This is a genomic window from Fusibacter bizertensis (assembly GCF_029914245.1).
Lineage (GTDB): Bacteria > Bacillota > Clostridia > Peptostreptococcales > Acidaminobacteraceae > Fusibacter_C > Fusibacter_C bizertensis.
On record NZ_JARYZI010000015.1, the window covers coordinates 1 to 23,393 of the forward strand.

Below are 23,393 nucleotides of genomic sequence, written 5' to 3' on the forward strand. Positions count from 1 at the left end.
GGAAGCGATTATTGGAGAGATTCCAAGTAACGTAAACACACCGGCAGGATGTAAGTTCCATACAAGATGTCCATATGCAAAAGATATCTGTAAAGAGATGGTTCCGCCAACAAAAGAAGTGACACCTAGACACCACGTCGCATGTCACTTTGCTGGAGAAATTTAAGAAGTTAAGTTAAGAAAGGAACATAGTGATGTTTAAGAAATTTAGAGAGACAATGGCAAAAAAAGAATTAGCACCTGATAAAAGAGATGTAGAGTTTGAAAAAGGAGATTTTCTCGCACTTACAATCGCTGCAGCTATAACTATGATCCCAGTGTTAATTGGAATTTTTGCGCTCTTTGGACTAATAGCATGGCTTATGTTCTAGAGTTTATATTCTTATAGCATAAATTAAAGCATAAATTTAAAAGCCGAATACTCAGTATATAGTAGTTGTTTACTATATATTGGGGATTCGGCTTTTTTAATGTAGTTCTAATGACGCTTATAAATTTAGCTGATATGATGGTAGAGAAGATAAATTCATATGTGAATTGTGAAATTATCTTAATATTATGTATAGTTTTTTTTATAGTGGGTCAAAGTCTATTGTGATAAACTTACAATAGAAATAGTGTACATAAATCTGAAATGGCTTATAAAAGTTAGAATAATTTCCATTTTTGAAAAGGCTTATTTTGTTATATCGATATAACTGTCTCATTTTTTTCAAAAAAGGATTAGAAAAAGGATTAGAAAACGAAAAAAAACACTTTCAGTGATCAGTTGAAAGTGTTCTCTTTACTGGAGCCGACGGAGAGATTCGAACTCTTGACCTACGCCTTACCATGGCGTTGCTCTACCTACTGAGCTACGACGGCACATCCTAAATTATTATAAAGGATATTTTGTGAAAAAACAAGTCAATAATCAATATTAGTAGTGCTACTTAAATAGTCAGAAAAGTTGGGGAAAACAAAGTAAATTTTAGGGGTGATTAAATGCGGACGTTGGATCAACAAGAAAAAATAGATAGAACGCATGATGAAGTAATGGGCTATAAGAATAATAATGATAATGGAAGTTCTAAACACCTTTGGCAGTCAAAAAAAATAGCTAAGAAAAAAGCAAGAAAGGCTAAACCTAAATTTTTCATGCGGTGGGGCGTCTACTTTATTTTATTTACGATTTTTGTACTATTGTTTCATGGTTGGAGTGAATGGAATATAACTTCTAATCAACCGTCGGAGAATTGGTCGGTTGGGCTAGATATTGCAGAAGGCTTACCAACAGATTATAGGTTGATTAGTCAATCATTAGCGCCAAATAACAATGAAATTGTGCTTGCATACACAACTTCTACAAGTATTCAGATTAAATTTTTCACACTATATGGTGAGCTCATTGATGAAGTGAAATATCCACTATCTGATTCATCCATTATAGCTTCTAAAGTGAAAGTCATTCAGCTTACTCAGACGCAGGACTATAATTACTTATATTACAGTGATCGTACTGACCTATACCGTGTGAGAATTGATCCTACATCTAGAACGCTTGAAAATGAAACATTAATTAGTAACCATTCAGAGCAGTTTGCAGCTTCAGGTAATTACGTAATTGCTGGAGACGATGAAATTACAATTCTCTATAAGGGAAATGAAGAAATAACAAGTCTAGCCAACTATGATAACCTTAAAAGGTTATGCATATATAGCGATCACGATGAAATCTATGCGACATTAAATGCTGGAGATGGTGGAAGATTATTGACGGTTAAAGATGACAAGTTAATTGATATAGAGATTGCACAGGTTAAAGATCAAAGAACTTATGGATACTTTAAGGATATCTATGTTGAAAAAGGTATGATAACTCTGGTAGCAAGTATATTTGACCATTTGAGCCCTGGCGCACCTACAATTTTGGGCGTGTGGCAGCTATCAGAAGCCGACCTAGATATAGAAAGTTTTAAACTTTTTTATCATGTACGCACAAGCTTAGATCCAGTAATCGCAAAAGTTGACGGACCAAAAGTAAGTTATATTTTGGGAACACAACAGACACTGGATAATGCATCAAAAGGATTGTCACGTTATCCTCAGACAAAGGGTGGCACGTATACTAATATATCTTATTTTACACGCGAGCAGGATCGCTTGATAGAAAATACTAGAATTTCTTTAACGCGTCGCTATCCTGTTGGCTATGATTATTTTCAGACACCAATAGGAGATATACTCACATGGGTAGATAAAGAAGATAAAAAAGGCATATTGACCATCGCTGGTAATTCCCCAGAGTGGATTGCATATGCACAGACACAGCTTAAACCTGATGTTATGAGTTTGTTGAGTTATTCAGTACTTGCAGTTATTAGTGTTGCTTTTTTAGGTACTTTTTCTTTCTTAATAGCACTCACCAGTTATTCATGGTATATTATAGCTTTCCTTATCCTTATGTATATCTATAACCGCTGGATTCCAGGAGACTCAAAAGTGAAAGGGAAGATTATTCTTATACTTTCAATTGCGTTTTCGATAGTTCTCAGTATTATACTTGTAGCCAGTCCAAATTCTGATTTTAGATTTTATGCTGAAATCTATCCATGGTTTTTTGGTAACAATATAACAATTGTAGTCGTTCCAGCTGTTGTTGCACTAGGGTCATTGTTTATATATGCCTTGTGGCGCAAACAGCATTATTATTATGACAATAGATTTTTACATTTTTCATTTTTTATTGGGATTGAGCTTTACTTCTATCTGATAACAGTAATGGCGTTTTTTGTAGCTGCTATGATGAAAAATGGTCAAATGATGTAACGAACATAAATCAAGCAATCTTAAGTATGAATATGCTAAGAATGCTTGATTTTTTTATTTATTTGCAAGTAAATATTTGAGGTGTTGAGCAATGATTTACTTTGAGTCTGATTGGTTTATTTGGTATAATGTAAAAGAGAATTTAATGCAACCGATTGCACTAATTGATTTTTGTTGTGCTGCATTAAATGTGGTGTATAAAAGTAATACATAATTATAGGGGGATAAAGACATGAAAAAAGGATTAAGTTTACTCATAATCATGGTACTGGTTTTTGGTTTGATGCCATTATCTGATATGACATTTGCAGTGGAAAATCCATTGACAATTACGGTACATTATCATCGCTTTGATGAAAATTATGATGGATGGAATTTATGGGTATGGGCAAAGGGAAGTGAAGGTCAAAGCTTTGCTTTTAGCGAAGCAGACGAATTTGGACAAGTAGCGAACTTCACTTTGGAAGATATAGGGGATGCTAGCGAAGTTGGATTTATTGTAAGAAAAGGAGAATGGGAAGCTAAGGATATCGATGCAGATCGATTTGTCAGCTTAGATAAGATCAATGATCAAGGTGAACTTGAGTTTTTCCTTTTACAGGGCTCTGAAAATATATATTATGACGCTGGAGAGATTGATTTATCTCCTAAGTTTTTAAAAGCAGATTTTATAGATGAGACTACACTAAAACTTGTAACTTCTAAACCAATTGCGAAAGCAGACTTAAGAAGCGATTTTGCTGTAACTGATTCAGAAGGAACTTTGATTTTACCAACAGCAGTGAGCGGTGGAAGTGGTGAGCTGTCAACTGAGTTTGTGATTTTACTGGATTCAAATGTAGCTTTCAATACCAAATACGAAACAAAATATCTGAATTATGAACCGATCATGATAGAACAAAGTGGTCTTTATGACACTGATAATTTTATCAACAACTACACTTATGTTGGTGAACTTGGTGCGATTTACAATGCATCACAGACCGTTTTTAAAGTTTGGGCACCTACCGCAGATGGTATGGTTCTTAATTTATATGATAAAGGTGATGGCGGCAATAAGCTGGACCAAGTTGTGATGCAAAACAGTGGTCAAGGTGTCTGGACGACAATCGTAAATGGAGATTTAAAAGGTACTTATTATACGTATACGATCATATCAAATGATAGCGAGACAGAGACTTATGATCCTTATGCGCATGCAGCGGGAGTCAACGGCGACCGCTCCATGGTAATCGATATGGCTAAAACTAACCCTAGTGGCTGGGAAAAAGATAAAGGTCCTATATATATCAAAGCCAATGATTTGATCGTTTATGAAATGCACATTAGAGATATTTCTTCAAATGTAAACTCTAATATTTCAAACAAAGGGAAGTTTCTTGGGGTAATTGAAAAAGGAAGCAAAACAGATAATGGTGTATCTACAGGGTTGGACCATCTTAAAGAGCTCGGTATTACACATGTTCAAATTTTACCGATGTTTGATTATAATTCTGTAGATGAGACTAAGTTGGAGGAGAATACCTTTAACTGGGGATATGATCCGAAGAACTACAGCGTGCCTGAGGGCTCGTATGCCAGTGATCCTTATCATGGCGAAGTACGTGTCGCCGAACTCAAACAAATGATACAGGGGCTTCATAACGAGGGAATTGGGGTTATTATGGATGTTGTATATAACCATACTGCATTAACAGCAGATTCAAACTTAACCAAGTTAGTTCCCAACTACTATTACCGTATGGTTGCTGGTAAGTATTCAAACGCTTCTGGTACGGGAAATGAAACAGCAAGTGAAAGAACCATGATGCAAAAGTTGATGGTAGATTCTCTTAAACATTGGGTGAGTGAATACCATATTGATGGTTTTAGATTTGACTTAATGGGTGTTCACGATATTGAAACGATGCGTTTAATTGATAATGAGCTGAGAAAAATCAACCCGAATATCATTCTTTATGGAGAAGGATGGACAGGGGGGAGTTCACCACTTCCAGAGGCAAAGCGTTTGGTTAAAGCTAATATACAAAGTATACCGAGAATTGGTGCCTTTGATGATGATTTTAGAGATGGTATAAAAGGACATGTTTTCAATCCTACAGAAGCAGGATTTGCAAATGGTGCGATTGGTTTTGAAGAAAGCGTTAAATTTGGGATAGTAGGTGCAACTACACACGATCAAATTGACTATAAGAAAGTTAATTATTCTAAGAAAGCTTGGGCCGAAAACCCTTCGCAATCGGTGAATTATGTTTCTGCACATGATAATTTAACCTTATGGGACAAAATATCAGTTACTAATCCAGATGCAACTGAAGATCAGAAAATTGCCATGGACATGCTAAGTAATGCCATCGTCTTAACCTCTCAAGGAATGCCATTCCTACATGCTGGTGTAGATTTCTTAAGAACAAAAAATGGAGTTGAAAATAGTTATAAATCATCAGATGAAATCAATGGGATTGATTGGACATTAAAAGAGAGCAATCTGGAAACATTTAATTATTATAAGGGATTGATAGAAATTAGAAAAGCGTATCCTGCCTTCAGTTTGGGAACTAAGGAAGAGGTACAAGATAATCTGAAATTCTTTGATCAAACAGCGGATTCACTTGTGACGTTACCAGATCAAATGGTGGGTTATAGTATTAAAAAGGGTGCTGGAGGTTCTACTAACGAAGAATTAATTGTTTTATTTAATGGCAAATTAGAAGCGCAAACCATCGAAGTACCAGAGGGAAATTTTAAAGTTTTGGTTAATGATAAAAATGCCAATAAAGATGGAATAAACATTATACAAGGTGGAACGGTTCAAATTCCAGCGAGTTCTGCATTGATTTTAGAACGCACTTTAAATGAGCTTTCTGATACTGAACTTGATATGGGCATTGAGAAAGACAGTCCAACTTGGATTATAATAGTCTCTATAGCGATTGTTGTAATTGTAGCGATAGTAATAGGATTTATATACCTTAAAAGAAATAAACTGAAAGCGATTAGAAAAGCGTCTAAAAAGAAGTTTAAATAGACGGGAATCATATAAATGCATCTTAGTTAGTAAAAAAGCAGTAATAACCGATTCAGTTATTACTGCTTTTTATTTTATAGTAGATGTAATTATCTATAGAAACCTTCACCAAGAACTTCTCTGACATTGGATACCATCAAAAAAGCATTTGGATCAACACTTTTCACATAGCCCTTTAAACTGATAAATTCTTTCTTGTCCATTACAGAAGTGACAATTTCTTTATCTCGCATTGTATATGCGCCTTTAGCAGTGTAGATCGTAGCACCACGTTCTAATTTTTCAACGATAAAACGTTGAATTATGTCGCTCTCTTTGGAGATGATAGAGACATTGAGTTTTTGGTTAAAGCCTTCAATTGCCATATCAATAATTAAACCATTCATTACGATACCAAGAAAAGCATAGATAGCTAAATCTATACCAAAACTATATGCTGCAAGTGTTACAACTGCAAAATCAGCAATGAGCAAAGATTTTCCTATTTCCAAATGGAAGTATTTGTTGAGAATTTTTGCTATAATATCTGTGCCACCAGTTGACGCTTCTTGATTGAAAACAATACCAAGACCTACACCTTGTATCAAAATCCCAACGATAAGATTGACAAGGAGATCATCAACTAAAGGTGTTTTGATTTTAAAGAAAGTGTCAAAGATGTAGATGGTACCAGTTAATAAAAAACTTGCATAAATGGTTTTTGCGCCAAATTCTTTACCAATAGTAATAAATCCCACTGCAAAAAGAATGACATTTAATACTAAAAGTATTTGACCGATGCTCATAGTGGGTATTAGGTCGTGTATAATCATAGAAAGTCCAGTAATTCCGCCTGTTGCTAAGTTGGCAGGTATCAAAAAGAAACAAATGCCAAGGGCTACAATTATGACCCCAACAGTAATTGCCAAATAGTTTTTAAATTGAGACATATATCCTCCAATATTTTCATAAATAATATGTACCCATAATTCAATTCACCATTCAAAAGGAGACTCGGTATGATTCGAATTTTTTTTAATCTTGTAGAACTTAGAACAAAAGTAGCTAGTTTACTTCCGTTCCTTATAGGGACAACTATCGCTTATTATACACTAGGTAGCATTTCATTTGAAAGGTTTTTTTTAATGATGTTTTCTCTGCTTTGTATTGATATGGCAACAACAGGACTAAACCATTATTACGATTATAAGCGTGCTTTGTTAAAAAAAGGGTATCATTATGAAAAACACAATCCAATCTCTTCTGGAGAGCTAGCACCTCATGTTGCACTTCGTATACTAATCGCTTTGATTTTGCTAGGTATATTCTTAGGATTGGGGCTAGTTTTGTATACTGATTTAGTGGTATTAGCGCTAGGTAGTCTTTCTTTTGCAGTAGGTATCAGTTACTCTGCAGGTCCTTTGCCACTATCTAGAACGATACTAGGCGAGTTGTTTAGTGGTTTTTTTATGGGGGTGCTAATTCCATTTATAGCTTTTTATATACAAGTACCTGCTAGACTTTTAGGGACAGTCAACTATGAACAGGGTTCTTTGCTGATGCAAATTCATCTTGATGTAGTAGCCAGTCTTCTATTTGTAAGTTTTTCCTTAATGCTCTTTATCGGTAATATAATGCTTGCCAACAATATTTGTGATATGGAAGAAGACTTTGAGAATAAACGTTACACTTTACCTTTATCAATCGGCAGGAAAAATAGCATCATTTTATTTAAAATTAATATTGTCATGGCATACCTTAGTTTATTTGTTGCTTTAATCACAGGTAATTTGCCTTGGTTTGTTTTCATCAGTTTTATCTCAATGCCAATTGTATATAAAAACACAAGAAAATTCACTTTAAATCCAGTAAAGGCAATCACTTTTAAATACGCAGTAAAGAATTTTCTGGTTTTTTCGAGTGTACTATTTACTAATTTATTGATGGTTGCTTTTATGAAATTCAAATAAAAGAGGAGGTGAGTACATGCTTAATCTGTTTAAATTGACTTATACTGATCCTGGAATGGAATGTGAGTATCGTATAAAAACAAGTGAAAAGAATATTATACAACATCGTTTTTTATATGCGCTGAGCATCCCCTTTTATCTTGTTTTTGCTCTTGTAGATATTAGTGAAGTTCAAAATCTACTGGCCTTTTTCTGGATCGTAAGATTTGGCATTTATACGCCTATCGCGTTACTTGCATTACTTGCTACACTTTCTCCAAAATATCCTAGATACAATCAATTGATTATGTGGATTGTTGCCTTTACAGGTGCTGTTGGCATGTTAGTACTGACTTTTGCAGGATCTTCACTGGGATTTTATTCTTACAAGTACGGTTTTTTATTTGCAATTGTTTTTTTTACAATTTTAGCAAGACTTAGATTTGTTAATGTAATTATAGGCATAGTACCACTTGTTATCCTGTACTGGGTGACTTCAATTATCTATCCTGTTATACCATCTGATGTGAATTTTGACTCATTGATCCTCTTTGTCTGTGTGATGATCATGGGGCTTATCGCTACTTACTTTTTTGAGTATTCAGAAAGACGTCAGTTTTTTTACCAGAAACTTTTGGAAAAAGAGAGCTTAAAAGTGAGTCAATTAAACGACGAACTTGAAAATAAAGTAATACAAAGAACGCAATTGCTTAATAATGCAAACAAAAAACTTATGAGCTTAAATGAGAAAATCAGTGCAAGTGAATACACTTTTAGAATGCTTTTTGATGAATCTATAGATGCCATCTTGTTAGAAGATTCAGGAAAAATCATCAACTGTAATATAAGTTTATTGAAGTTAATGGGATATGAACAAAAGGGAGATCTTATCGGAAAAAGGTTGTGGTCATTTTATGATACAAATGATGAGGGTGATACTGAAGGTTTAAAAAGGGCCGTAGAGAATTATGAAAATCAAGAAGACCTTAATTTTAAATGGTGGATGAAAACGAAAACGCAACAATCATTTTTAGCTGATATAAGAGTAACACGTGTACTAATAGACGGAAAAAAAGTATCTCATCTTTTGATCCGTGATATTACTGAACGCTTTGAACTTGAACAAAAAATGGAGTATCTAAGCTACCATGATCAACTTACAGGATTATACAATAGAAGATTTTTCATAGAAGAATTGACGAGATTAGACGTCGAAAGGAATCTCCCAATTACATTGATTTTTGCGGATGTAAATGGATTGAAACTTATCAATGATTCTTTTGGACATTCAGCAGGAGATGAACTTTTGCAGCGTGTAGCTGAAGTGATGAAAGAAGTTTTTAGAGCTGACGAAATTATCTCTAGACTCGGTGGAGACGAGTTTGTAGTATTACTTCCTAAAACGAATAGTGAAGAAGGAGCTGCAATGCTTGAAAGGATAAAGAATCAAACTGAAAGTATGGAGATTAATAATATCCATATATCTGTAGCTTTTGGGCATGCAACAAAAGTTCAAAGTGATGATTCAATGACAGAAACTTTAGAACAAGCTGAAAAAAGAATGTATCAAATGAAGAATATTGAAGCTGAACAAGTTAGAGCGAAGCTGATACAGGGAATAACACTTTGGAAACGTCAATTTGATGAAGAGTAGAACTTTTGTATAACCATAGGGTAAATGCTGATGCTTAAAAATGTTAATAACAACACAAAAAAGCTAAAAGGTAAGTATTCAAGTGGGGCAACACCAGTAAGTTGTTTTAGCATAATACCATTAACATTCCATGGGATTAATGCAACGACGTTGAGACCAGCATTTGCAGTCATGAGAACTAAAAATTCTCTTTTGATTAGCTTTTCATCATAGTACTGAGAAAGGTATTTGCCATTAATCATAGCGGTCATTGCTTGGCTACAAGTTACCATACTCAAGACGATGCTCAATAGTGCTGTATTTGCAAGCAATTTACGCGGTGAAGAGGCATTTTTAATAAAGGGTTTAATGATATAGCCTATTAGATGGTCTGCCTCTAATAGGCTATTTAAAATGCCACTAAAGAAAATAACAAATATGACGTTTATCATTTGTTTAAAACCGGAGGTCTTAATAAAATCCGATAGGGCATGATCTGGAATGTGATACCCGCTGTATAGAAGTGATAAAAAATCCGGTATATTTTCAAACGAAGGAATTGCCATCACAGAACACGTAACAAATACAATTAAAAGAACACGTGTAATGGGTTGTTTTAAGAGCAATAAGACAATCATTAAAAACAAAGGTAACAATCTCCAAAATGTAATGTCAAATTGAACAATGAGTAGATCGTTTGATTGAATCATATCTTGCGTTATAAGTGAAGCGCCTCCTAAGTTCCACAAAATCAAAAGCGTCACGATAAAAGGAATAATAGCACTTGCCAATAAATAGCGTATATTTTTAAGGTAATTGGTCTCTGTTACAGTTGATAGCAGATGTAAGCCAGATGATAAAGGAGAGCAGCGATCTCCTATGTAAACTCCTGAAATTAATGCCCCTATCACCCATGGATAGAAGATCCCAGATTGGATGGCGATAGATGAAAATAAGGGCAATAATATAGTTAAGGTCCCAATTGCTGAGCCCAATATCATAGACAAAAAAGTCGAAATTAGAAAGGCAGCCAAAAGCAAATTACCACCAAGCATCATTTGCGAAACGTGATAAATTAGGGTAGGGAGAACACCAGCCGCCATAAGAACTGGCAAAGTAATACTGATTAGAAACATTAAAAGCATTGTTTTGTATACAGACTTAGTATTTGCTGCGATTAGTTTGGGTAATCTTACTTTATCAGAGACTAAGAAAAAACCCAAGAAACAAGTTAAGGCAATTCCTTGATAGAGTGGGCGATCAAAAATGATCACTAAACTTACGGATGCTAATAATATGAAAATTAAAAGGTAAGTTTTCATCTGCTTTGACATATATACTCCATTTTGTAAGTGACATATGGTAAAATATGAATCATTTTTTGTATAGATTGTTTTGTAGGACATAAACTTTATAATATCTATGATATATTAATTATATATATACTTGCATTATAATTCAATGAATCTTATGCGGAGGTAAATCATGAGTGAAAAAGAGATAGTTATTGACCAGGCATATACCGAAAAATTACCTGATTTTAAATTGGGAATTATAGTTGCTAAAGTGGTGACTGAAAAATCCAAAACACCGCTAATAGAAGTGATGAATCAACTTTTTACATCTTTGAAAGAAACGCTAAAAGTTGAGCAAATCAGTCAATTAAAAGAGATTAAAGCAGGGCGTCAAGCTTATCGTGCTTTTGGAAAAGATCCAACTAAATACAGGTTGTCTGCTGAAAAGCTTTTAAGAAGAATCCTTAAAGATGAAGGTCTTGAGCCGATCAATAATGTAGTAGATTTATCTAATGTTATTTCCTTAAAATTTCATTGCCCAGTAGGTACGTTTGATTATGATAAAATTAGTGGAAATGTTATGCTTAGAGCAGGAGAAGCAGGTGAAAGCTATCTGAGTTTGGGCAATCAGTCTTTAAATTTAGAGGGTTTTCCTGTTTTCAGTGACGGTATAGGTGCATTTGGTTCAACCACATCAGATTCCGCACGGACTAATGTAGATAAAGATACTAAGATGATCTTGCTCAGCATATTTGGGTTTGAAGATCAATTTGATTTTGATAAGGCGATAGCTTACGCACATGAGCTGATACAAACACATGCAAATGGTGAAATTGTGTTTTCTCAGATGCTTGAACCTAAAAAAGAGTTGCAATTGCCATAACATTTTTTTATAATGAGTGTGTACTTAATACAAGTAAATAGTTTTTATGAGGTGTCAGATTTGACTTAAAAGGGAATCAAGTGAAAGCTTGAGCTGTCCCAGCAACCGTGAAGCGGACAAAACTCACATACCACTGCGAAAGCGGGAAGGGTGAGTGGCGGAAGATGCAAAGCCGGTAGACCTGCCCATAAATGTGTTAAATCCCCTGGGGGTGGGATGGAAATGATGCGTTAATCGACTCATTTTTCCATCTTCCGGGAAATGAGTTTTTTTATTTTAAGGCAAATAAAATTAAGGGAGAATGAAATGAATAAGAAGATTTTAGCAATAGGATTAGTGATAATTTTAGCGGTAGTCGCTTTATTTGGTTACAATCAGTTTTTTGGACCTAAAGCAAATGAAGGTTCAAAAGAAGTTACAGTTGAAATTTATGTTGAATCACAAAATATTGATACTAAATACACAGTTAAAACAGATGCAGATTTTTTACTAGACTTACTTAACGAGCTAAAAGACAAAGTGAAATTTGAATCAGAAGACTCATCTTTTGGCCCTATGGTCACTGGTTTTGAAGGTTATAAAGCAGATGCAACAAGTGAGTACTTTCATGTTCTGATCAATGGAGAAGATGCAATGGTTGGCGTTAAAGACGTACCTGTTGCAGATGGAGATACGTACAGATTTGAATTGAGAAGTTTCTAATGAAAGCAAAGGATATCACTTTAATCGCTATACTTTCTGCATCGCTTACAGCGGGAAAGTTTGTGTTAAGTGCTGTACCCAATGTGGAAATCATTACGTTTCTTTTTATTATCTATACTGTTATTTTTGGATTAAAACGTTCTATACTAACGTCAGTTGTTTTTACAACAACTGAAATATTGATATATGGATTTGGGACATGGTTGCTCGGTTATTATATCCTATGGCCGATTCTGATCCTCATTACACATGTATTGAAACGAACAATTAATTCAGAATATGGATTTGCAATTGTTGCAGCAATTTTTGGATTTCTTTTTGGACTCTTTTTTGCTCTGTTTGAATCCTTGTTTTATGGCATTGGGTATGCTATACCGTACTGGATCAGAGGTATCCCATTTGATATTATTCATGGTGTTTCAAATTTCATCATTGTCTTAGTATTATACAAACCATTGACCCAAACGATCCAATTGGCAAAGAAAAAAATGCATATCATGTAAATTAAAATCCCCAATCATATGATTTGGGGATTTTTCGATTTTTATACTGAAATAAATATGTTATATTAAAATTGAAACATGATTATATACAAAGAGGTGAAACAATATGACTTGGCAATTAACAGAAATTGCTTGGATGTTTTTAATCTATTCAATTGTTGGATGGTTTTGGGAAACACCATACGTATCTATAAAAGAACACAAATTTGTTAACAGGGGATTTTTGAGAGGACCTTTTATCCCCATATATGGTTTTGCAGTGACTACAGTGATTTTGGCAATGGGGTTTATTGAAACAAAGCTTGTGTGGCATCCTGCAATTAATGCTGTATTTGCAATGGTATTTATCTCTTTGGTGGCTACGACGTGGGAATATGTAACATCGCTTTTAATGGAAATAATGTTTAAAACGAGATGGTGGAATTATACAAGTCATCGCTTCAATGTAAAAGGTAGAATTGCGCTTGATGTCTCAATGTTTTGGGGGCTGGGAGGATTTGTACTCTGGAAATTTGTGAATCCTTTTGTGATGAAAATTTACGAGAATTTTGACATCAATGTTATGACGGTTTTCTTGTCGTTATCTTATGTGATTCTTATGATAGACGCTGCATTTACTTTAGTTGAGCTTATAAGCCTTAGAGGTTTGGTAATTAGGTTGCATGATGCCTCAGAAGAGATCGTCATTCAGATCTCAGAGCGATTGGAAAAAATTGGAGATAACATTGAGGAATTAAAAGATAATATATCAGATAGTCTATCTGAAAATATCATAGAACAACGCAATAACTTTGTGGATTTTGTCGAGGAAGCTAAAGTTAATATTAGAAAGAATGCCATCTATCAAAAGTATGAAAATTTTACTGTGTTTAGTGATTTCTTAGAAGATATGACAGATAAGGGTCGAAAATGGAAAAGCGAAAACGAAAAATCACTTGAGCGATTTTCAGAGTTGCTTGGAAGAGCACGAAACAAGTCAAGTGCGCGATTTTTCAAAAACTATCCAAATGCGACGACTAAACAATTTGGATTAATGCACCTTACAAGAAATAGAAGTCTAAGACAACGTAAACTGAATGAGGAGGAGAAGCATGAAAATATTCATAAGCGCTGATATGGAAGGCGTTACGGGCACTACTTTATGGGAAGAATGTAGACAGGACCATCCTACTTATGCACAGTATGCAAAACAAATGTCAAACGAAGTCTTGGCTGCATGCGAGGGTGCAATTGCAGCTGGAGCGACGGAAATTGTAGTTAGAGATGCACATAACACGGGTACTAATATAGATTTATCAATACTACCAGAATGTGTTAGTGTCATTAGGAATTGGAGTGGACATCCATATTCCATGGTGGATGGAATTGATACCACTTTTGATGCGGCTATGTTTATAGGCTATCATGCGCCTGCTGGAAATAGCGATAATCCTTTAGCCCATACGATGACAGGTAATGCCAAAGCGATAAAACTTAATGGTGAATATGCAAGTGAATTTATGCTATATAGTTATGCAGCAGCACTAGAAGGTGTACCTACTGTATTTGTATCTGGTGATGATTATCTCTGTAAGTCGGCTCAACAATTACATCCCAACCTAAAAAGTGTGGCTGTTAAAAAGGGAAATGGTGCATCAACAATAAGCATATCTCAAAAAAAAGCAGTTGATGAAATTCGAAAGACTGCAAAAATTGCACTCAGTCAAGATTTATCAACTGCTAAAATTAAACTGCCAAAGTCTTTTGTGCTTGAGATAGAATACAAAGAGCATACTTATGCTAAAAGAAAATCCTTTTATCCTGGGATTGCCCAGATAAATAGTCATACACTTCAGTTTAAAACAAGTGATTATTTTGAAGTACTTAGAGTGGTCGCTTTTATTCTATAACACTTTTGATAACAACAGCATAAGGGTACCAATTCTCAATTGAATTCATAAGGACTGTTGCTTCATAGTAACGGTCCTTTCCTTTAGGTGTTTCATCTGAATAAGTAAAATCCCAGTTGTTTGGATCGTAAACTTCAAAATACGTATAATTATCAACAAGAAGATAGCCTTTTATGATTAAATAATGGCCACTATCAAAGCTATAAAAACGATTGACACGGGCAGCTTCATCAGTATTTTCTGGGATATATCCCATGCTATTGTTGATAATCGCAATGGAACCAGAATCAATAATAGCTCTTAAATCATACAAATCATCAATTTGAATCACTTCATAATCAATATTGAATAGGTCTAAAGCGTTGTTTATATCATCACTGTACCACCATCCGCCTGAAGACCTATAGGCATCACGTGCTACCTCAGCTGTTGCAGTGGTATCTTGGTTAGCCCAGCGAGCTGCCATAGCAACAGAAGCAGGACCGCAATTTGCATCTGAGTGGAGCCCTGTATGGGCTTGATCAATATACCACTCATAGTTTCTATTATTTCCAACATAAGAAATAAGGTTTTGACCTAGCCCCCACTTAGAAAGTGAGGCTTTAATTTTATCGAGGTGAACTTTATTTATTTCATCTGCAATTTCGGTTTCTGCAGTCGAATCAGCTATAAGTACTGTTTCAGTCGTTGCAGTAGGCGTATCCACAGTGCTACACCCAGTGAAAAAACCTAATAATAAAATCGCAGTGAGAAGCAAGGCGAACCTAGTCCAGTTCTTTTTCATATAAGCCTCCAAAATCTGATTGTTAAATAAAACTTAAGGAATCTCTAACCCTATACTAAGAATTATAATACATAATAAGAGTACCACAACAAAAGAGGAGAATCTATATGAAAAGAACGCTAGCAATAATAACGATTATTTTTATGTCACTTTCAATAACAGCATGTTCGTACTTCACAAAGGAAAACGATGATCAATCGCCATTTCAAAATGCATTTGACAATACACTAGATGAAAAAATCAGCTATTCAAAGGATTTATCTGGATATGATAAAATTGAACTCAATTTAGATTTGACTGTATCAGATGTGAAAATTGATGTTTCTAATGATCTTCAGTTAAAATACGATCAAGCTGCAAATCGAAAAGAGTTGCTTGCAACGGTTGAGTACAAAGAAAAAGGAGATACACTGATCATTACATTTGTTAATGACAAAAAAGTGAATATTATAGCAGGATCACAAACGAGCAAAACTCAGATAATGATTCCAGAAGGTGTTGAAGTTAAGTTTGATACTAACTTAGATGTCGGTGATATGACCATCAATGCAAAAGATATCACTTTTACAGAGATCACTTCAAATTCTGATGTCGGTGATATTAACTTGTTTGCAACTAAGAGTCAAGATCAACTAAGCTACATATCAATATCCTCAGATGTTGGTGACCTTAATGTCAGTGTAGACAAAGGTGCAAAAGCGCTTGAAACCATTAAACTTGAAACGAATACTGGAAGAATTAAGACGAGTCTAGACGGAAATTATGAAGAAGCTATTACTTTGACGGCTCATATCGATGTAGGAGATGTAAAATTAGAATCAAAGGGGAACTTTGAAAAACAAGTAGAAATTGATGTGAAATCTAGCGTAGGCGATGTGACAATCTCAGTACCCCAAAACCATGAGATGAGCGTTAAGCCTTCAATAACAGAATTTACTTCAAGCCTAGATCTTGAAGATATACCGTTTGAAAAGTCAAAAGGTGAATATTTGCTTGATGGTAACAAAAGCATTTTTAAAATAGATCTAACAGTTACAGTTGGTGATGCAACAATATTATATGCAAAATAATATTTGTCATATATAAATAATTGAATTCCTTTTTAAGCTAAAATGGATTAAAATAGTATTAGCACGATGAAAGGAGCAACACCATGTCAGAGAAAAATATGGAAATGATGAAAAAGTTACTAGAAAAGAAAAAAGAGCAACAACAGAGACAGGATAGCTTTAGACCTGACAAAGGGAAAGGCATAAGCTCTAAGTCTAAGAGAAATCAAAAACAAGTAGGCTCTAGTAAGAAAGTATAGATGAAAGCAGTTTGAATGATACAGTGAAAATGTAAAATAGTGAGTTGCTATCAAAAAAAACTATCTACATGTACCGATATTTGTACTTGACAGGATTTTTACACTCTGTTAACATAAAGTTGTAAAGAATATGGTATGTTACTGTTTAATCAGGCATGAACCAAAAGCGTTGCTTTTTGTTCGTGCTTTTATTTATTTTGGGGTATAATTATTGCAAGAATTGTCCATAGGAGTGTATGGTGAAGAATAGTTATCAAGTGCTTAGAATATATAATAATAATGCGATATTGGTGCTTAACCAAGAGACCAAGGGCGAAGCGGTTTTGGTTGGAAAAGGGATTGGTTTTGGCCGGAAAAATGGAGAAGTTCAGTTCATTTCACCGGAAGAAATTGAGAAGTATTTTTTAACGTATGATGATCGTTTAAAAAGAGATTACTTAGATTTGGTTCAGCAACTTGATGAGAAAGTGCTTTCAGTATGTTCAGAAATCATATATATGGCAAACGAAAGAATCGGTCCATTAAGTGATAGGATACACATTGTGTTAACAGATCATATTGGTTTTGCACTTGAAAGGATTAAATCGGGAATGGAGATTCACAATCCTTTTTTGGATGAAATAAAGATGCTCTATCCTAAAGAATATGAAGTGGGATTAACCGCTCAAAATATGATTCAACAGCATTTAGGTGTACAGATCGTTGAAGATGAGGTTGCCTTTATTGCACTTCATATCAGTGCAGCAAGGCAGCAAAAAGATGTAAAAGAATCAGTGAAAAACACGAGAATTATCAAAGAGTTAGTAAGCATTATTGAAGAAGCTATACAGATGAAAATTCCGAAGGATTTAACTTACAGTCGATTGGTACATCATCTTCGGGGTGCAATAGAAAGAATTGAGAGTGGACATAAAGTCACTAACCCTTTGCTAGACACCTTAAAAAGAGACTTAAAAGAGAGTTTCGAGATTGCACTGCTCCTTAAGACAAAAATAGAGCATGATTATAATATTATCGTCCCAGAAGATGAAGTAGGATTTATGGCAATTCATATTGACCGTTTAAAAAGAAGCATATAAATGAATGAAATCACCAGTTTATAATTATTTATCCCTAGACGTGTTACTGATCCGATCAGGCATGAGTCGAAAAAGATATCTCTTTTTTGATTCATGCTTTTTTTAGTACCTTACAAGTAGCGGGTTATGAGATTCATCTCAATCGCATAGAGAAAGTAACAGAGGAAGGTGAAACAGTGGTTGGAAAAATTGGCATATCAGAAGTTGCAAGAGGCTATTATCACGCAATCGGTGGTAAAGAAAATATCGTTGAAGTAGATTCTTGTATCACTAGATTAAGATTAACACTTAAAGATGCGTCTATTGTAGATGAAGCAGCTTGTAAACGACTTGGAGCAGCAGGTTTGATTAAACCAAACAATAAAAATGTTCAAATCGTTGTTGGCACACATGCTGAACTTATCGCAGAAGAAATCAAAAAGTTTAAGTAATGATTATTTAGAATTGTTAAAATAGAAGAAGCTGCATAGCAGATTCTTCTATCAAGCTACAAATTCGTTGTGGCTTGATAGAGTAATTTGGAGTAGTATGATAGTAATACGTAGTGGAATTGATACTTTAAATGACTAATAATTTATAAGTGATATAGAGCATAAGGAGGATGACGAATGTTTGGATTGTTTAAGAAAAAAAGTGAAGATTTTTTACCTGTGTTAAAGGGTAAAGTAGTTTCTATTGAAGAAGTACCAGATGTAGTATTTTCTCAGAAAATGCTGGGTGATGGTTTTGCAATAGAACCTGAAAATGGTATAGTAGTTGCGCCAGTGGATGGTGTCATTGCTCAGATATTTCCTACAAACCACGCCTTTGGTATCGTAACAGATTCTGGCCTTGAGATACTTGTCCATATCGGTATTGATACGGTTGACTTAAAAGGTCAAGGTTTTGAAAGATTTGTAGAAGTAGATCAAAAGGTAAAAGCTGGAACACCTATTATAAAATTTGATCTGGCGTTTGTAAGAGCAAATGCGAAGTCAGTGATGACGCCAGTCGTTGTGACCAATAAAGAAAAAGTGAAATCAATGCATGTGAATTATGGCGTTAACCCCGAAATAGCTGCAACGGTGGAAATAAATAACTAAGAGGTGAAAAAGATGGTAGAAGCTATAGTAAAAAGTAAAAATGGCATACATGCAAGACCTGCGAGTATGATCGCAGATATATCTTCAAAGTATCAAGGTGAAATTAACCTTTACAAGGGAGATAAAAAGTATAACGGGAAATCAATTATGAGTATTATGAGCATGGGACTTCAAGAAGCAGAGCAAGTAAAAATCGAGGCAATTGGCGATCAAAGTGAACAAATGGAACTTAAAATTAAAGAGATCATAGATCATATAATTGATTAATATATGTGTAACATATAAAAGCTCAATAATGAAAGAATCGGCAGTGATGACACTGTCGATTTTATAATGTGGAGGATCATATGAACATAAGAGAAGCTTGTGTGGGCAGTTTCAAAGAATCAAAAATTGCAGCTGATAAAGGTGCCGATAGATTTGAACTTTGTGAAAATTTAGCAGAAGGTGGAACCACGCCTAGTTATGGTACGATTTCCTTGGTGCATCATAAAATAGGTATTCCGACACTTGTAATGATAAGACCTAGAGGTGGTGATTTTGTATACAGCCAAGAAGAAATTGATATCATGAAACTAGATATTGAGATGTGTAAACAGATAGGTGTAAGTGGTGTGGTTTTTGGTGTTTTAACACCGGAAAACTTGTTAGATATACAGACGATGAAAACATTAGTTGAAATAGCTAAACCGCTTCAAATTACATGTCATATGGCATTTGATGATATCGAAAACCAAGCTGAGGCACTAGAATATCTTATAGAGCTAGGTATCGACCGAGTGCTTACCAAAGGTGGAAAGCACTCGGCAATGGATAATACAGATCACCTGGCTAAGCTTGTAAAACAAGCTGATGACAGAATCATCATAGTTGCAGGAGGCGGTGTCGATGCATCCAATTACGAAGTTATTATGGATAAAACAGGCACAACTGAGGTGCATGGCACAAAAATAGTAGGTTTATTGAAATAAATGTAAAATTTTGATACAATTAGTTCGTTCGATGTTTAACAATCGATCCAGAGATTAAGTAAAAACACTTAGATGCGTGCTAAATATTGACCGCTATTTTCGAACGAATAAGAGGTGCACTATGAAATTAAAACAGCTTAGAAAACGTCTCAGTAACAACTTTGGAAAGCCTTCTAAACTTAAATATCAGCCTGAAGATATGGAGAGTATCAAAGAATATTTGGACTTTAGAAAAACAAAAAAATTAGATCCATTTTTAGTGGATGATATAACTGCTAACGATCTTCAATTAGATCAAGTGTTTCAGAAAATCAATATGGGACTTTCAACTTCCGGGGAGCAAGTACTATATTATCTACTTAAAAGACCTTGTGAGACGGAGCTTGAACATCAAGAACGTGCTTCTCTCATAGAACTTATGAACACTAATGAGAAACTTCGCGTTGATCTATCGGTACTTTTGGCAAAACTCGGAAGAAATAGAAAAGCAAAAGTTTGTCGTACTTTTAATGCGGGAAAAAGAAATCCACTTTATTTGATTGCCTATATGGCATTGGCTTTTGGTTTAATTGGTTCAATAGCTACCTTATTTATAGCTTTTAGTCAAACTGGTGTATTTGCAACTTTATTTTTTGTAATTGCCAATAGTATGATTCGCGAATGGCGTAAAAGGGGCATGTATACTGACTTTGAAACAGTAAACTATTCCGTCTCTATGGTGGTAACCGCACATCGTATAAGAAAGATAAATGACCCCAAACTGCAAGCGATGCTAAACCCCTTAGATGAATCATTTAAAGCACTTAAAAGTATGAAAAGAGTGGGTGGAGTGTCGCTAAGTGCAGGTAATGGAATCGCAGAGGTGCTTTCAAATTATTTATTGATTGATTTGATTACTTACGAGATCTTGAAAAACACAATTGGGCAAAATAGCCAACATATTTTTAAACTGCATGAGTTCCTAGGGCGAATCGAAGCTTCAATTGCAATTGCTTCATTTCAAAAGCAGGTTGAGAATTATTGCGTCCCAGTGATTGATTATGGTGCGACTACTAAACCATTCATCGAAAGTGAGGTATTATGTCATCCGCTATTAAAGGATTGTGTTCCTAACTCCTTTAAGACTGAGAAAGCCATTATATTGACAGGATCAAACGCATCTGGGAAATCAACATTTTTAAAGACAATTGCACTCAATCAATTACTGGCACAAACTATCTGTACGACTTTAGCCAAGTCATATTCGGCAAGTTCATTTAGAATTTATAGTTCAATGGCAATTTCAGATGATCTTTTAGCTGGCGAAAGTTATTATATTTCAGAGATAAAATCATTGAAAAGAGTACTAATGGCTAGTGAATTAGACAAGAGAATCTTATGTGTGATAGATGAAGTGCTGAGAGGAACTAACACCATTGAGCGGATTGCAGCTTCTACTCAGATATTAAAAGCACTCAATAAAGAGATGGTATTGCCAATCGCTGCGACACACGACTTAGAACTATGCAACTTACTCAGCAGTGAGTTTGAAGCTTTTCACTTTCAAGAAGAAGTAGATGAAAATGAGATGCACTTTGATTATAAATTGAGAGAGGGTGCAGCTACTAGCCGTAATGCAATTAAGCTTTTAAAACTTATGGGCTTTAAGCAAGATATTGTAGATGCTGCAGATCAGACTGCAGGAGATTATCTGATTACAGGCAAATGGAATAAACCAAATTAAAATATAGATTAAGTAAAAAACAAGAGTGATACTATTATGTAGTAAGCTCTTGTTTTTTTAACCATCACCATTTATCATGAAGTTGTAAAACGGTCTTTTCTGCTAGTGAGACAGTGGATTCAATATCCTCCATGGCACAATAGTTGTAGTGAGTATGAACATATCTTGAGGGTACTCCAAGCACTAAAACGGGTACTGCTTTACCTGTAGTGTGGATTCTACCCGCATTTGTCCCCCCTTTTCTTCTTACTGCTGATTGGTATTTAATGTCGTTTTTATCAGCAATAGCTTTAGCGAAGTCTATAAACCTACGGTGACTCACATAACTTGAATCAAGATGACGGATCTGGGCGCCCTTTTTTAAAGCACATTGTGATGTAAATGCGTCAAAATAAAGATCATCTGCTGGAGACCCCTCAAATACAATCGCATAATCTGGTTTCACAACTTGACTCGTGACATGTGCACCACGTGTGCCAACTTCTTCTTGACTGGCAAGTGCACCAATTACATCAACGTTTAGTGTTTTGTTGTTGAGCCTCTTTAAAGTTTCGATAACCGCAGCGCAACCAACCCTGTTGTCAAAAGCCTTTCCAAAGAGTATTCCTGTTTCAGCATTATAGCTGAAAGTAACATCAGGTGCAACAGGATCGCCCACTTGTATGCCAAAATGTTCAATAACTTCTAACCGACTGGTAACGCCTATGTCGATAAGTAACTGGTCGATATCCAGAGGCGCACTTTTTTCTTTCTCAGACATAAAGTGAGGGGGTTTTGATGCGATGATCCCTTTGATTAAATTTCCAGCAGCATTTTTTATCAGCACAGTATGTGCCGGAATGTTGCTTGGTACCCAACCGCCTAAAGTTGCCATAGCGATTAACCCATTAGGTAAAATGCTTTGCACCATAAATCCTACTTCATCAAGGTGTGCATCAAGCATCACCACGGGTCTGTTGCCAGTATTTGACTTGAGCCCTACATAGACATTGTTCATTTCATCCACATTCACATCAAATTCTGAAGTAAATGCTTTCAAACTACTGATAACATCTTCTTCAAATCCCGATGGACCAAAGGCATTGGAAAGGGATTCGATTAATTTAAGATCCATAAACACCTCCAAATAATGTATACTTATGTTATAATAGATTCAATTATATTTATTATAACATGTAAAAAGTAGACTTAAATAAAATAATTTCGCATACCGAAATAAAGGGGTTATATATGGGTCAGATTATAGAGACCAACCGTTTGAAAATAAGATACATTTCTCAAGCAGATGCTGCGTCCATCTTTAAACTGAGATCAGCACCAGAGACATTTAAATATGTAGATATTCCGCCTTATGAAAACATAATGCGAGCAAAGCGATTTATTAAGTCCGTTTTGAAAGATATCAAGAACAAAGAGGCTTTTTTTTGGTGTATTGAATTAAGGGATAAAGAAACTCAAAGGTATGACTTTGTAGGTACAATTTGTCTATGGAATTTTGATGCTAAAAAAGAAGTTGCTGAAATGGGTTATGAGGTACTCCCAGAGTACTACAATAGAGGAATCGCAACCGAAGCAATCGGTGGCATAATTGACTTTATTAAAAATCAACTGGAAATTAAAGAAGTACACGCTGTAACACATGAGTTGAATTTACCATCAATTAAATTGTTGATGCGATATAATTTTGAGAGAAAAGGAATTGCGAATGATGTTGACCCAGAGCTTGATGAGCCTAAAGAGATGATTCTTTATGCACTGAGAATTATGAGGGAATAA

24 protein-coding genes, 1 tRNA gene and 1 riboswitch are annotated in these 23,393 nt (G+C 35.0%); of the genes, 20 read left to right on the forward strand and 5 right to left on the reverse strand.

Annotated elements, in window-relative coordinates; all coding sequences use genetic code 11:
- The coding region (locus tag QE109_RS16010) for an oligopeptide/dipeptide ABC transporter ATP-binding protein (RefSeq protein WP_425365123.1) at positions 1–166 on the forward strand (166 nt) is incomplete at its 5' end.
- 28 nt (positions 167–194) lie between these two features.
- Positions 195–371 carry a hypothetical protein gene (locus QE109_RS16015; protein WP_281095563.1) on the forward strand — a complete coding sequence of 59 codons (177 nt, stop codon included), beginning with the start codon at positions 195–197 and terminating at the stop codon, positions 369–371.
- A 417-nt stretch (positions 372–788) separates the two neighbouring features.
- On the opposite strand, the gene QE109_RS16020 is transcribed toward QE109_RS16015, so the two are convergent.
- Positions 789–864 (reverse strand) — tRNA-Thr (locus QE109_RS16020).
- 120 nt (positions 865–984) lie between these two features.
- On the opposite strand from QE109_RS16020, the gene QE109_RS16025 reads away from it, so the two are divergent.
- Both QE109_RS16025 and pulA read left to right on the forward strand, forming a co-directional pair.
- A complete protein-coding gene (locus tag QE109_RS16025; RefSeq protein ID WP_281095564.1) occupies positions 985–2,808 on the forward strand; it encodes an APC family permease in 1,824 nt (607 codons plus the stop codon).
- A 232-nt stretch (positions 2,809–3,040) separates the two neighbouring features.
- Positions 3,041–5,836, forward strand: coding sequence for a type I pullulanase (gene pulA, locus QE109_RS16030; RefSeq protein WP_281095565.1), 2,796 nt, complete (start codon positions 3,041–3,043; stop codon positions 5,834–5,836).
- An 89-nt stretch (positions 5,837–5,925) separates the two neighbouring features.
- Here the strand turns inward: pulA and QE109_RS16035 are convergent, their stop codons facing one another.
- Entirely contained in the window at positions 5,926–6,765 is an 840-nt protein-coding gene (locus QE109_RS16035) for a YitT family protein (RefSeq protein ID WP_281095566.1), read from the reverse strand.
- Positions 6,766–6,834: 69 nt separating this feature from the next.
- Between QE109_RS16035 and QE109_RS16040 the strand changes: the two genes are divergently transcribed.
- Complete coding sequence (locus QE109_RS16040; RefSeq protein ID WP_281095567.1) at positions 6,835–7,785, forward strand: UbiA family prenyltransferase; 951 nt, start codon at positions 6,835–6,837, stop codon at positions 7,783–7,785.
- Positions 7,786–7,801: 16 nt separating this feature from the next.
- The gene (locus tag QE109_RS16045; protein WP_281095568.1) at positions 7,802–9,418 is read left to right on the forward strand and encodes a sensor domain-containing diguanylate cyclase; all 1,617 of its coding nucleotides are present in this window, start codon (positions 7,802–7,804) and stop codon (positions 9,416–9,418) included.
- Here the strand turns inward: QE109_RS16045 and QE109_RS16050 are convergent.
- On the reverse strand, positions 9,400–10,731 hold the full coding sequence (locus QE109_RS16050; protein ID WP_281095569.1) for a Na+/H+ antiporter NhaC family protein: 1,332 nt from the start codon (positions 10,729–10,731) through the stop codon (positions 9,400–9,402). The genes QE109_RS16045 and QE109_RS16050 overlap by 19 nt on opposite strands.
- 151 nt (positions 10,732–10,882) lie before the next feature.
- Between QE109_RS16050 and QE109_RS16055 the strand changes: the two genes are divergently transcribed.
- The 5 genes from QE109_RS16055 to QE109_RS16075 all read left to right on the forward strand — a co-directional run bounded on the left by QE109_RS16055 (position 10,883) and on the right by QE109_RS16075 (position 14,669).
- Complete coding sequence (locus QE109_RS16055; RefSeq protein WP_281095570.1) at positions 10,883–11,575, forward strand: B3/B4 domain-containing protein; 693 nt, start codon at positions 10,883–10,885, stop codon at positions 11,573–11,575.
- Between the two features lie 31 nt (positions 11,576–11,606).
- A riboswitch (cobalamin riboswitch) is annotated at positions 11,607–11,778 on the forward strand.
- A gap of 103 nt (positions 11,779–11,881) precedes the next feature.
- Positions 11,882–12,277 (forward strand): DUF4430 domain-containing protein, encoded by a 396-nt coding sequence (locus QE109_RS16060; protein WP_281095571.1) that lies wholly within the window; start codon positions 11,882–11,884, stop codon positions 12,275–12,277.
- Positions 12,277–12,780, forward strand: coding sequence for a hypothetical protein (locus QE109_RS16065; protein WP_281095572.1), 504 nt, complete (start codon positions 12,277–12,279; stop codon positions 12,778–12,780). Before QE109_RS16060 ends, QE109_RS16065 begins: the two co-directional genes overlap by 1 nt.
- A gap of 106 nt (positions 12,781–12,886) precedes the next feature.
- Positions 12,887–13,894: a putative ABC transporter permease gene (locus QE109_RS16070; RefSeq protein WP_281095573.1), complete on the forward strand. Its 1,008-nt coding sequence runs from the start codon at positions 12,887–12,889 to the stop codon at positions 13,892–13,894.
- The gene (locus tag QE109_RS16075; RefSeq protein WP_281095574.1) at positions 13,872–14,669 is read left to right on the forward strand and encodes a M55 family metallopeptidase; all 798 of its coding nucleotides are present in this window, start codon (positions 13,872–13,874) and stop codon (positions 14,667–14,669) included. Before QE109_RS16070 ends, QE109_RS16075 begins: the two co-directional genes overlap by 23 nt.
- Here QE109_RS16075 and QE109_RS16080 read toward each other — a convergent pair.
- A complete protein-coding gene (locus QE109_RS16080; RefSeq protein WP_281095575.1) occupies positions 14,659–15,453 on the reverse strand; it encodes a C39 family peptidase in 795 nt (264 codons plus the stop codon). The genes QE109_RS16075 and QE109_RS16080 overlap by 11 nt on opposite strands.
- 107 nt (positions 15,454–15,560) lie before the next feature.
- Here QE109_RS16080 and QE109_RS16085 point away from each other — a divergent pair, with 107 nt between their 5' ends.
- The 8 genes from QE109_RS16085 (at position 15,561) to QE109_RS16120 (ending at position 21,617) form a co-directional block, all read left to right on the forward strand.
- Complete coding sequence (locus QE109_RS16085; protein ID WP_281095576.1) at positions 15,561–16,523, forward strand: DUF4097 family beta strand repeat-containing protein; 963 nt, start codon at positions 15,561–15,563, stop codon at positions 16,521–16,523.
- A gap of 83 nt (positions 16,524–16,606) precedes the next feature.
- A complete protein-coding gene (locus QE109_RS16090) occupies positions 16,607–16,762 on the forward strand; it encodes a hypothetical protein (protein ID WP_281095577.1) in 156 nt (51 codons plus the stop codon).
- A gap of 236 nt (positions 16,763–16,998) precedes the next feature.
- On the forward strand, positions 16,999–17,841 hold the full coding sequence (locus QE109_RS16095; protein ID WP_281095578.1) for a PRD domain-containing protein: 843 nt from the start codon (positions 16,999–17,001) through the stop codon (positions 17,839–17,841).
- 86 nt (positions 17,842–17,927) lie between these two features.
- Positions 17,928–18,272, forward strand: a complete 345-nt coding sequence (locus QE109_RS16100) for a glucose PTS transporter subunit EIIB (protein WP_281095579.1) — start codon at positions 17,928–17,930, stop codon at positions 18,270–18,272.
- Positions 18,273–18,449: 177 nt separating this feature from the next.
- The gene (locus QE109_RS16105) at positions 18,450–18,923 is read left to right on the forward strand and encodes a PTS sugar transporter subunit IIA (RefSeq protein ID WP_281095580.1); all 474 of its coding nucleotides are present in this window, start codon (positions 18,450–18,452) and stop codon (positions 18,921–18,923) included.
- Positions 18,924–18,935: 12 nt separating this feature from the next.
- Entirely contained in the window at positions 18,936–19,190 is a 255-nt protein-coding gene (locus QE109_RS16110; RefSeq protein WP_281095581.1) for an HPr family phosphocarrier protein, read from the forward strand.
- A gap of 80 nt (positions 19,191–19,270) precedes the next feature.
- Positions 19,271–19,894 carry a copper homeostasis protein CutC gene (locus QE109_RS16115; RefSeq protein WP_281095582.1) on the forward strand — a complete coding sequence of 208 codons (624 nt, stop codon included), beginning with the start codon at positions 19,271–19,273 and terminating at the stop codon, positions 19,892–19,894.
- A 121-nt stretch (positions 19,895–20,015) separates the two neighbouring features.
- Positions 20,016–21,617, forward strand: a complete 1,602-nt coding sequence (locus QE109_RS16120) for a MutS-related protein (RefSeq protein WP_281095583.1) — start codon at positions 20,016–20,018, stop codon at positions 21,615–21,617.
- A 64-nt stretch (positions 21,618–21,681) separates the two neighbouring features.
- Here the strand turns inward: QE109_RS16120 and QE109_RS16125 are convergent, their stop codons facing one another.
- Positions 21,682–22,731, reverse strand: a complete 1,050-nt coding sequence (locus QE109_RS16125; RefSeq protein WP_281095584.1) for a M42 family metallopeptidase — start codon at positions 22,729–22,731, stop codon at positions 21,682–21,684.
- A gap of 116 nt (positions 22,732–22,847) precedes the next feature.
- On the opposite strand from QE109_RS16125, the gene QE109_RS16130 reads away from it, so the two are divergent.
- The gene (locus tag QE109_RS16130; protein ID WP_281095585.1) at positions 22,848–23,393 is read left to right on the forward strand and encodes a GNAT family N-acetyltransferase; all 546 of its coding nucleotides are present in this window, start codon (positions 22,848–22,850) and stop codon (positions 23,391–23,393) included.

What these genes read in the sequence shown, in the direction of transcription:
- QE109_RS16105 (WP_281095580.1), top strand. Translation starts at nt 18,450, where the DNA reads ATGTTTGGATTGTTTAAGAAAAAAAGTGAAGATTTTTTACCTGTGTTA.
- QE109_RS16060 (WP_281095571.1), top strand. Translation starts at nt 11,882, where the DNA reads ATGAATAAGAAGATTTTAGCAATAGGATTAGTGATAATTTTAGCGGTA.
- QE109_RS16115 (WP_281095582.1), top strand. Translation starts at nt 19,271, where the DNA reads ATGAACATAAGAGAAGCTTGTGTGGGCAGTTTCAAAGAATCAAAAATT.
- QE109_RS16095 (WP_281095578.1), top strand. Translation starts at nt 16,999, where the DNA reads ATGGTGAAGAATAGTTATCAAGTGCTTAGAATATATAATAATAATGCG.
- QE109_RS16045 (WP_281095568.1), top strand. Translation starts at nt 7,802, where the DNA reads ATGCTTAATCTGTTTAAATTGACTTATACTGATCCTGGAATGGAATGT.
- QE109_RS16110 (WP_281095581.1), top strand. Translation starts at nt 18,936, where the DNA reads ATGGTAGAAGCTATAGTAAAAAGTAAAAATGGCATACATGCAAGACCT.
- pulA (WP_281095565.1), top strand. Translation starts at nt 3,041, where the DNA reads ATGAAAAAAGGATTAAGTTTACTCATAATCATGGTACTGGTTTTTGGT.
- QE109_RS16035 (WP_281095566.1), bottom strand. Translation starts at nt 6,765, where the DNA reads ATGTCTCAATTTAAAAACTATTTGGCAATTACTGTTGGGGTCATAATT.
- QE109_RS16065 (WP_281095572.1), top strand. Translation starts at nt 12,277, where the DNA reads ATGAAAGCAAAGGATATCACTTTAATCGCTATACTTTCTGCATCGCTT.
- QE109_RS16040 (WP_281095567.1), top strand. Translation starts at nt 6,835, where the DNA reads ATGATTCGAATTTTTTTTAATCTTGTAGAACTTAGAACAAAAGTAGCT.
- QE109_RS16075 (WP_281095574.1), top strand. Translation starts at nt 13,872, where the DNA reads ATGAAAATATTCATAAGCGCTGATATGGAAGGCGTTACGGGCACTACT.
- QE109_RS16055 (WP_281095570.1), top strand. Translation starts at nt 10,883, where the DNA reads ATGAGTGAAAAAGAGATAGTTATTGACCAGGCATATACCGAAAAATTA.
- QE109_RS16050 (WP_281095569.1), bottom strand. Translation starts at nt 10,731, where the DNA reads ATGTCAAAGCAGATGAAAACTTACCTTTTAATTTTCATATTATTAGCA.
- QE109_RS16125 (WP_281095584.1), bottom strand. Translation starts at nt 22,731, where the DNA reads ATGGATCTTAAATTAATCGAATCCCTTTCCAATGCCTTTGGTCCATCG.
- QE109_RS16070 (WP_281095573.1), top strand. Translation starts at nt 12,887, where the DNA reads ATGACTTGGCAATTAACAGAAATTGCTTGGATGTTTTTAATCTATTCA.
- QE109_RS16025 (WP_281095564.1), top strand. Translation starts at nt 985, where the DNA reads ATGCGGACGTTGGATCAACAAGAAAAAATAGATAGAACGCATGATGAA.
- QE109_RS16015 (WP_281095563.1), top strand. Translation starts at nt 195, where the DNA reads ATGTTTAAGAAATTTAGAGAGACAATGGCAAAAAAAGAATTAGCACCT.
- QE109_RS16090 (WP_281095577.1), top strand. Translation starts at nt 16,607, where the DNA reads ATGTCAGAGAAAAATATGGAAATGATGAAAAAGTTACTAGAAAAGAAA.
- QE109_RS16085 (WP_281095576.1), top strand. Translation starts at nt 15,561, where the DNA reads ATGAAAAGAACGCTAGCAATAATAACGATTATTTTTATGTCACTTTCA.
- QE109_RS16130 (WP_281095585.1), top strand. Translation starts at nt 22,848, where the DNA reads ATGGGTCAGATTATAGAGACCAACCGTTTGAAAATAAGATACATTTCT.
- QE109_RS16120 (WP_281095583.1), top strand. Translation starts at nt 20,016, where the DNA reads ATGAAATTAAAACAGCTTAGAAAACGTCTCAGTAACAACTTTGGAAAG.
- QE109_RS16080 (WP_281095575.1), bottom strand. Translation starts at nt 15,453, where the DNA reads ATGAAAAAGAACTGGACTAGGTTCGCCTTGCTTCTCACTGCGATTTTA.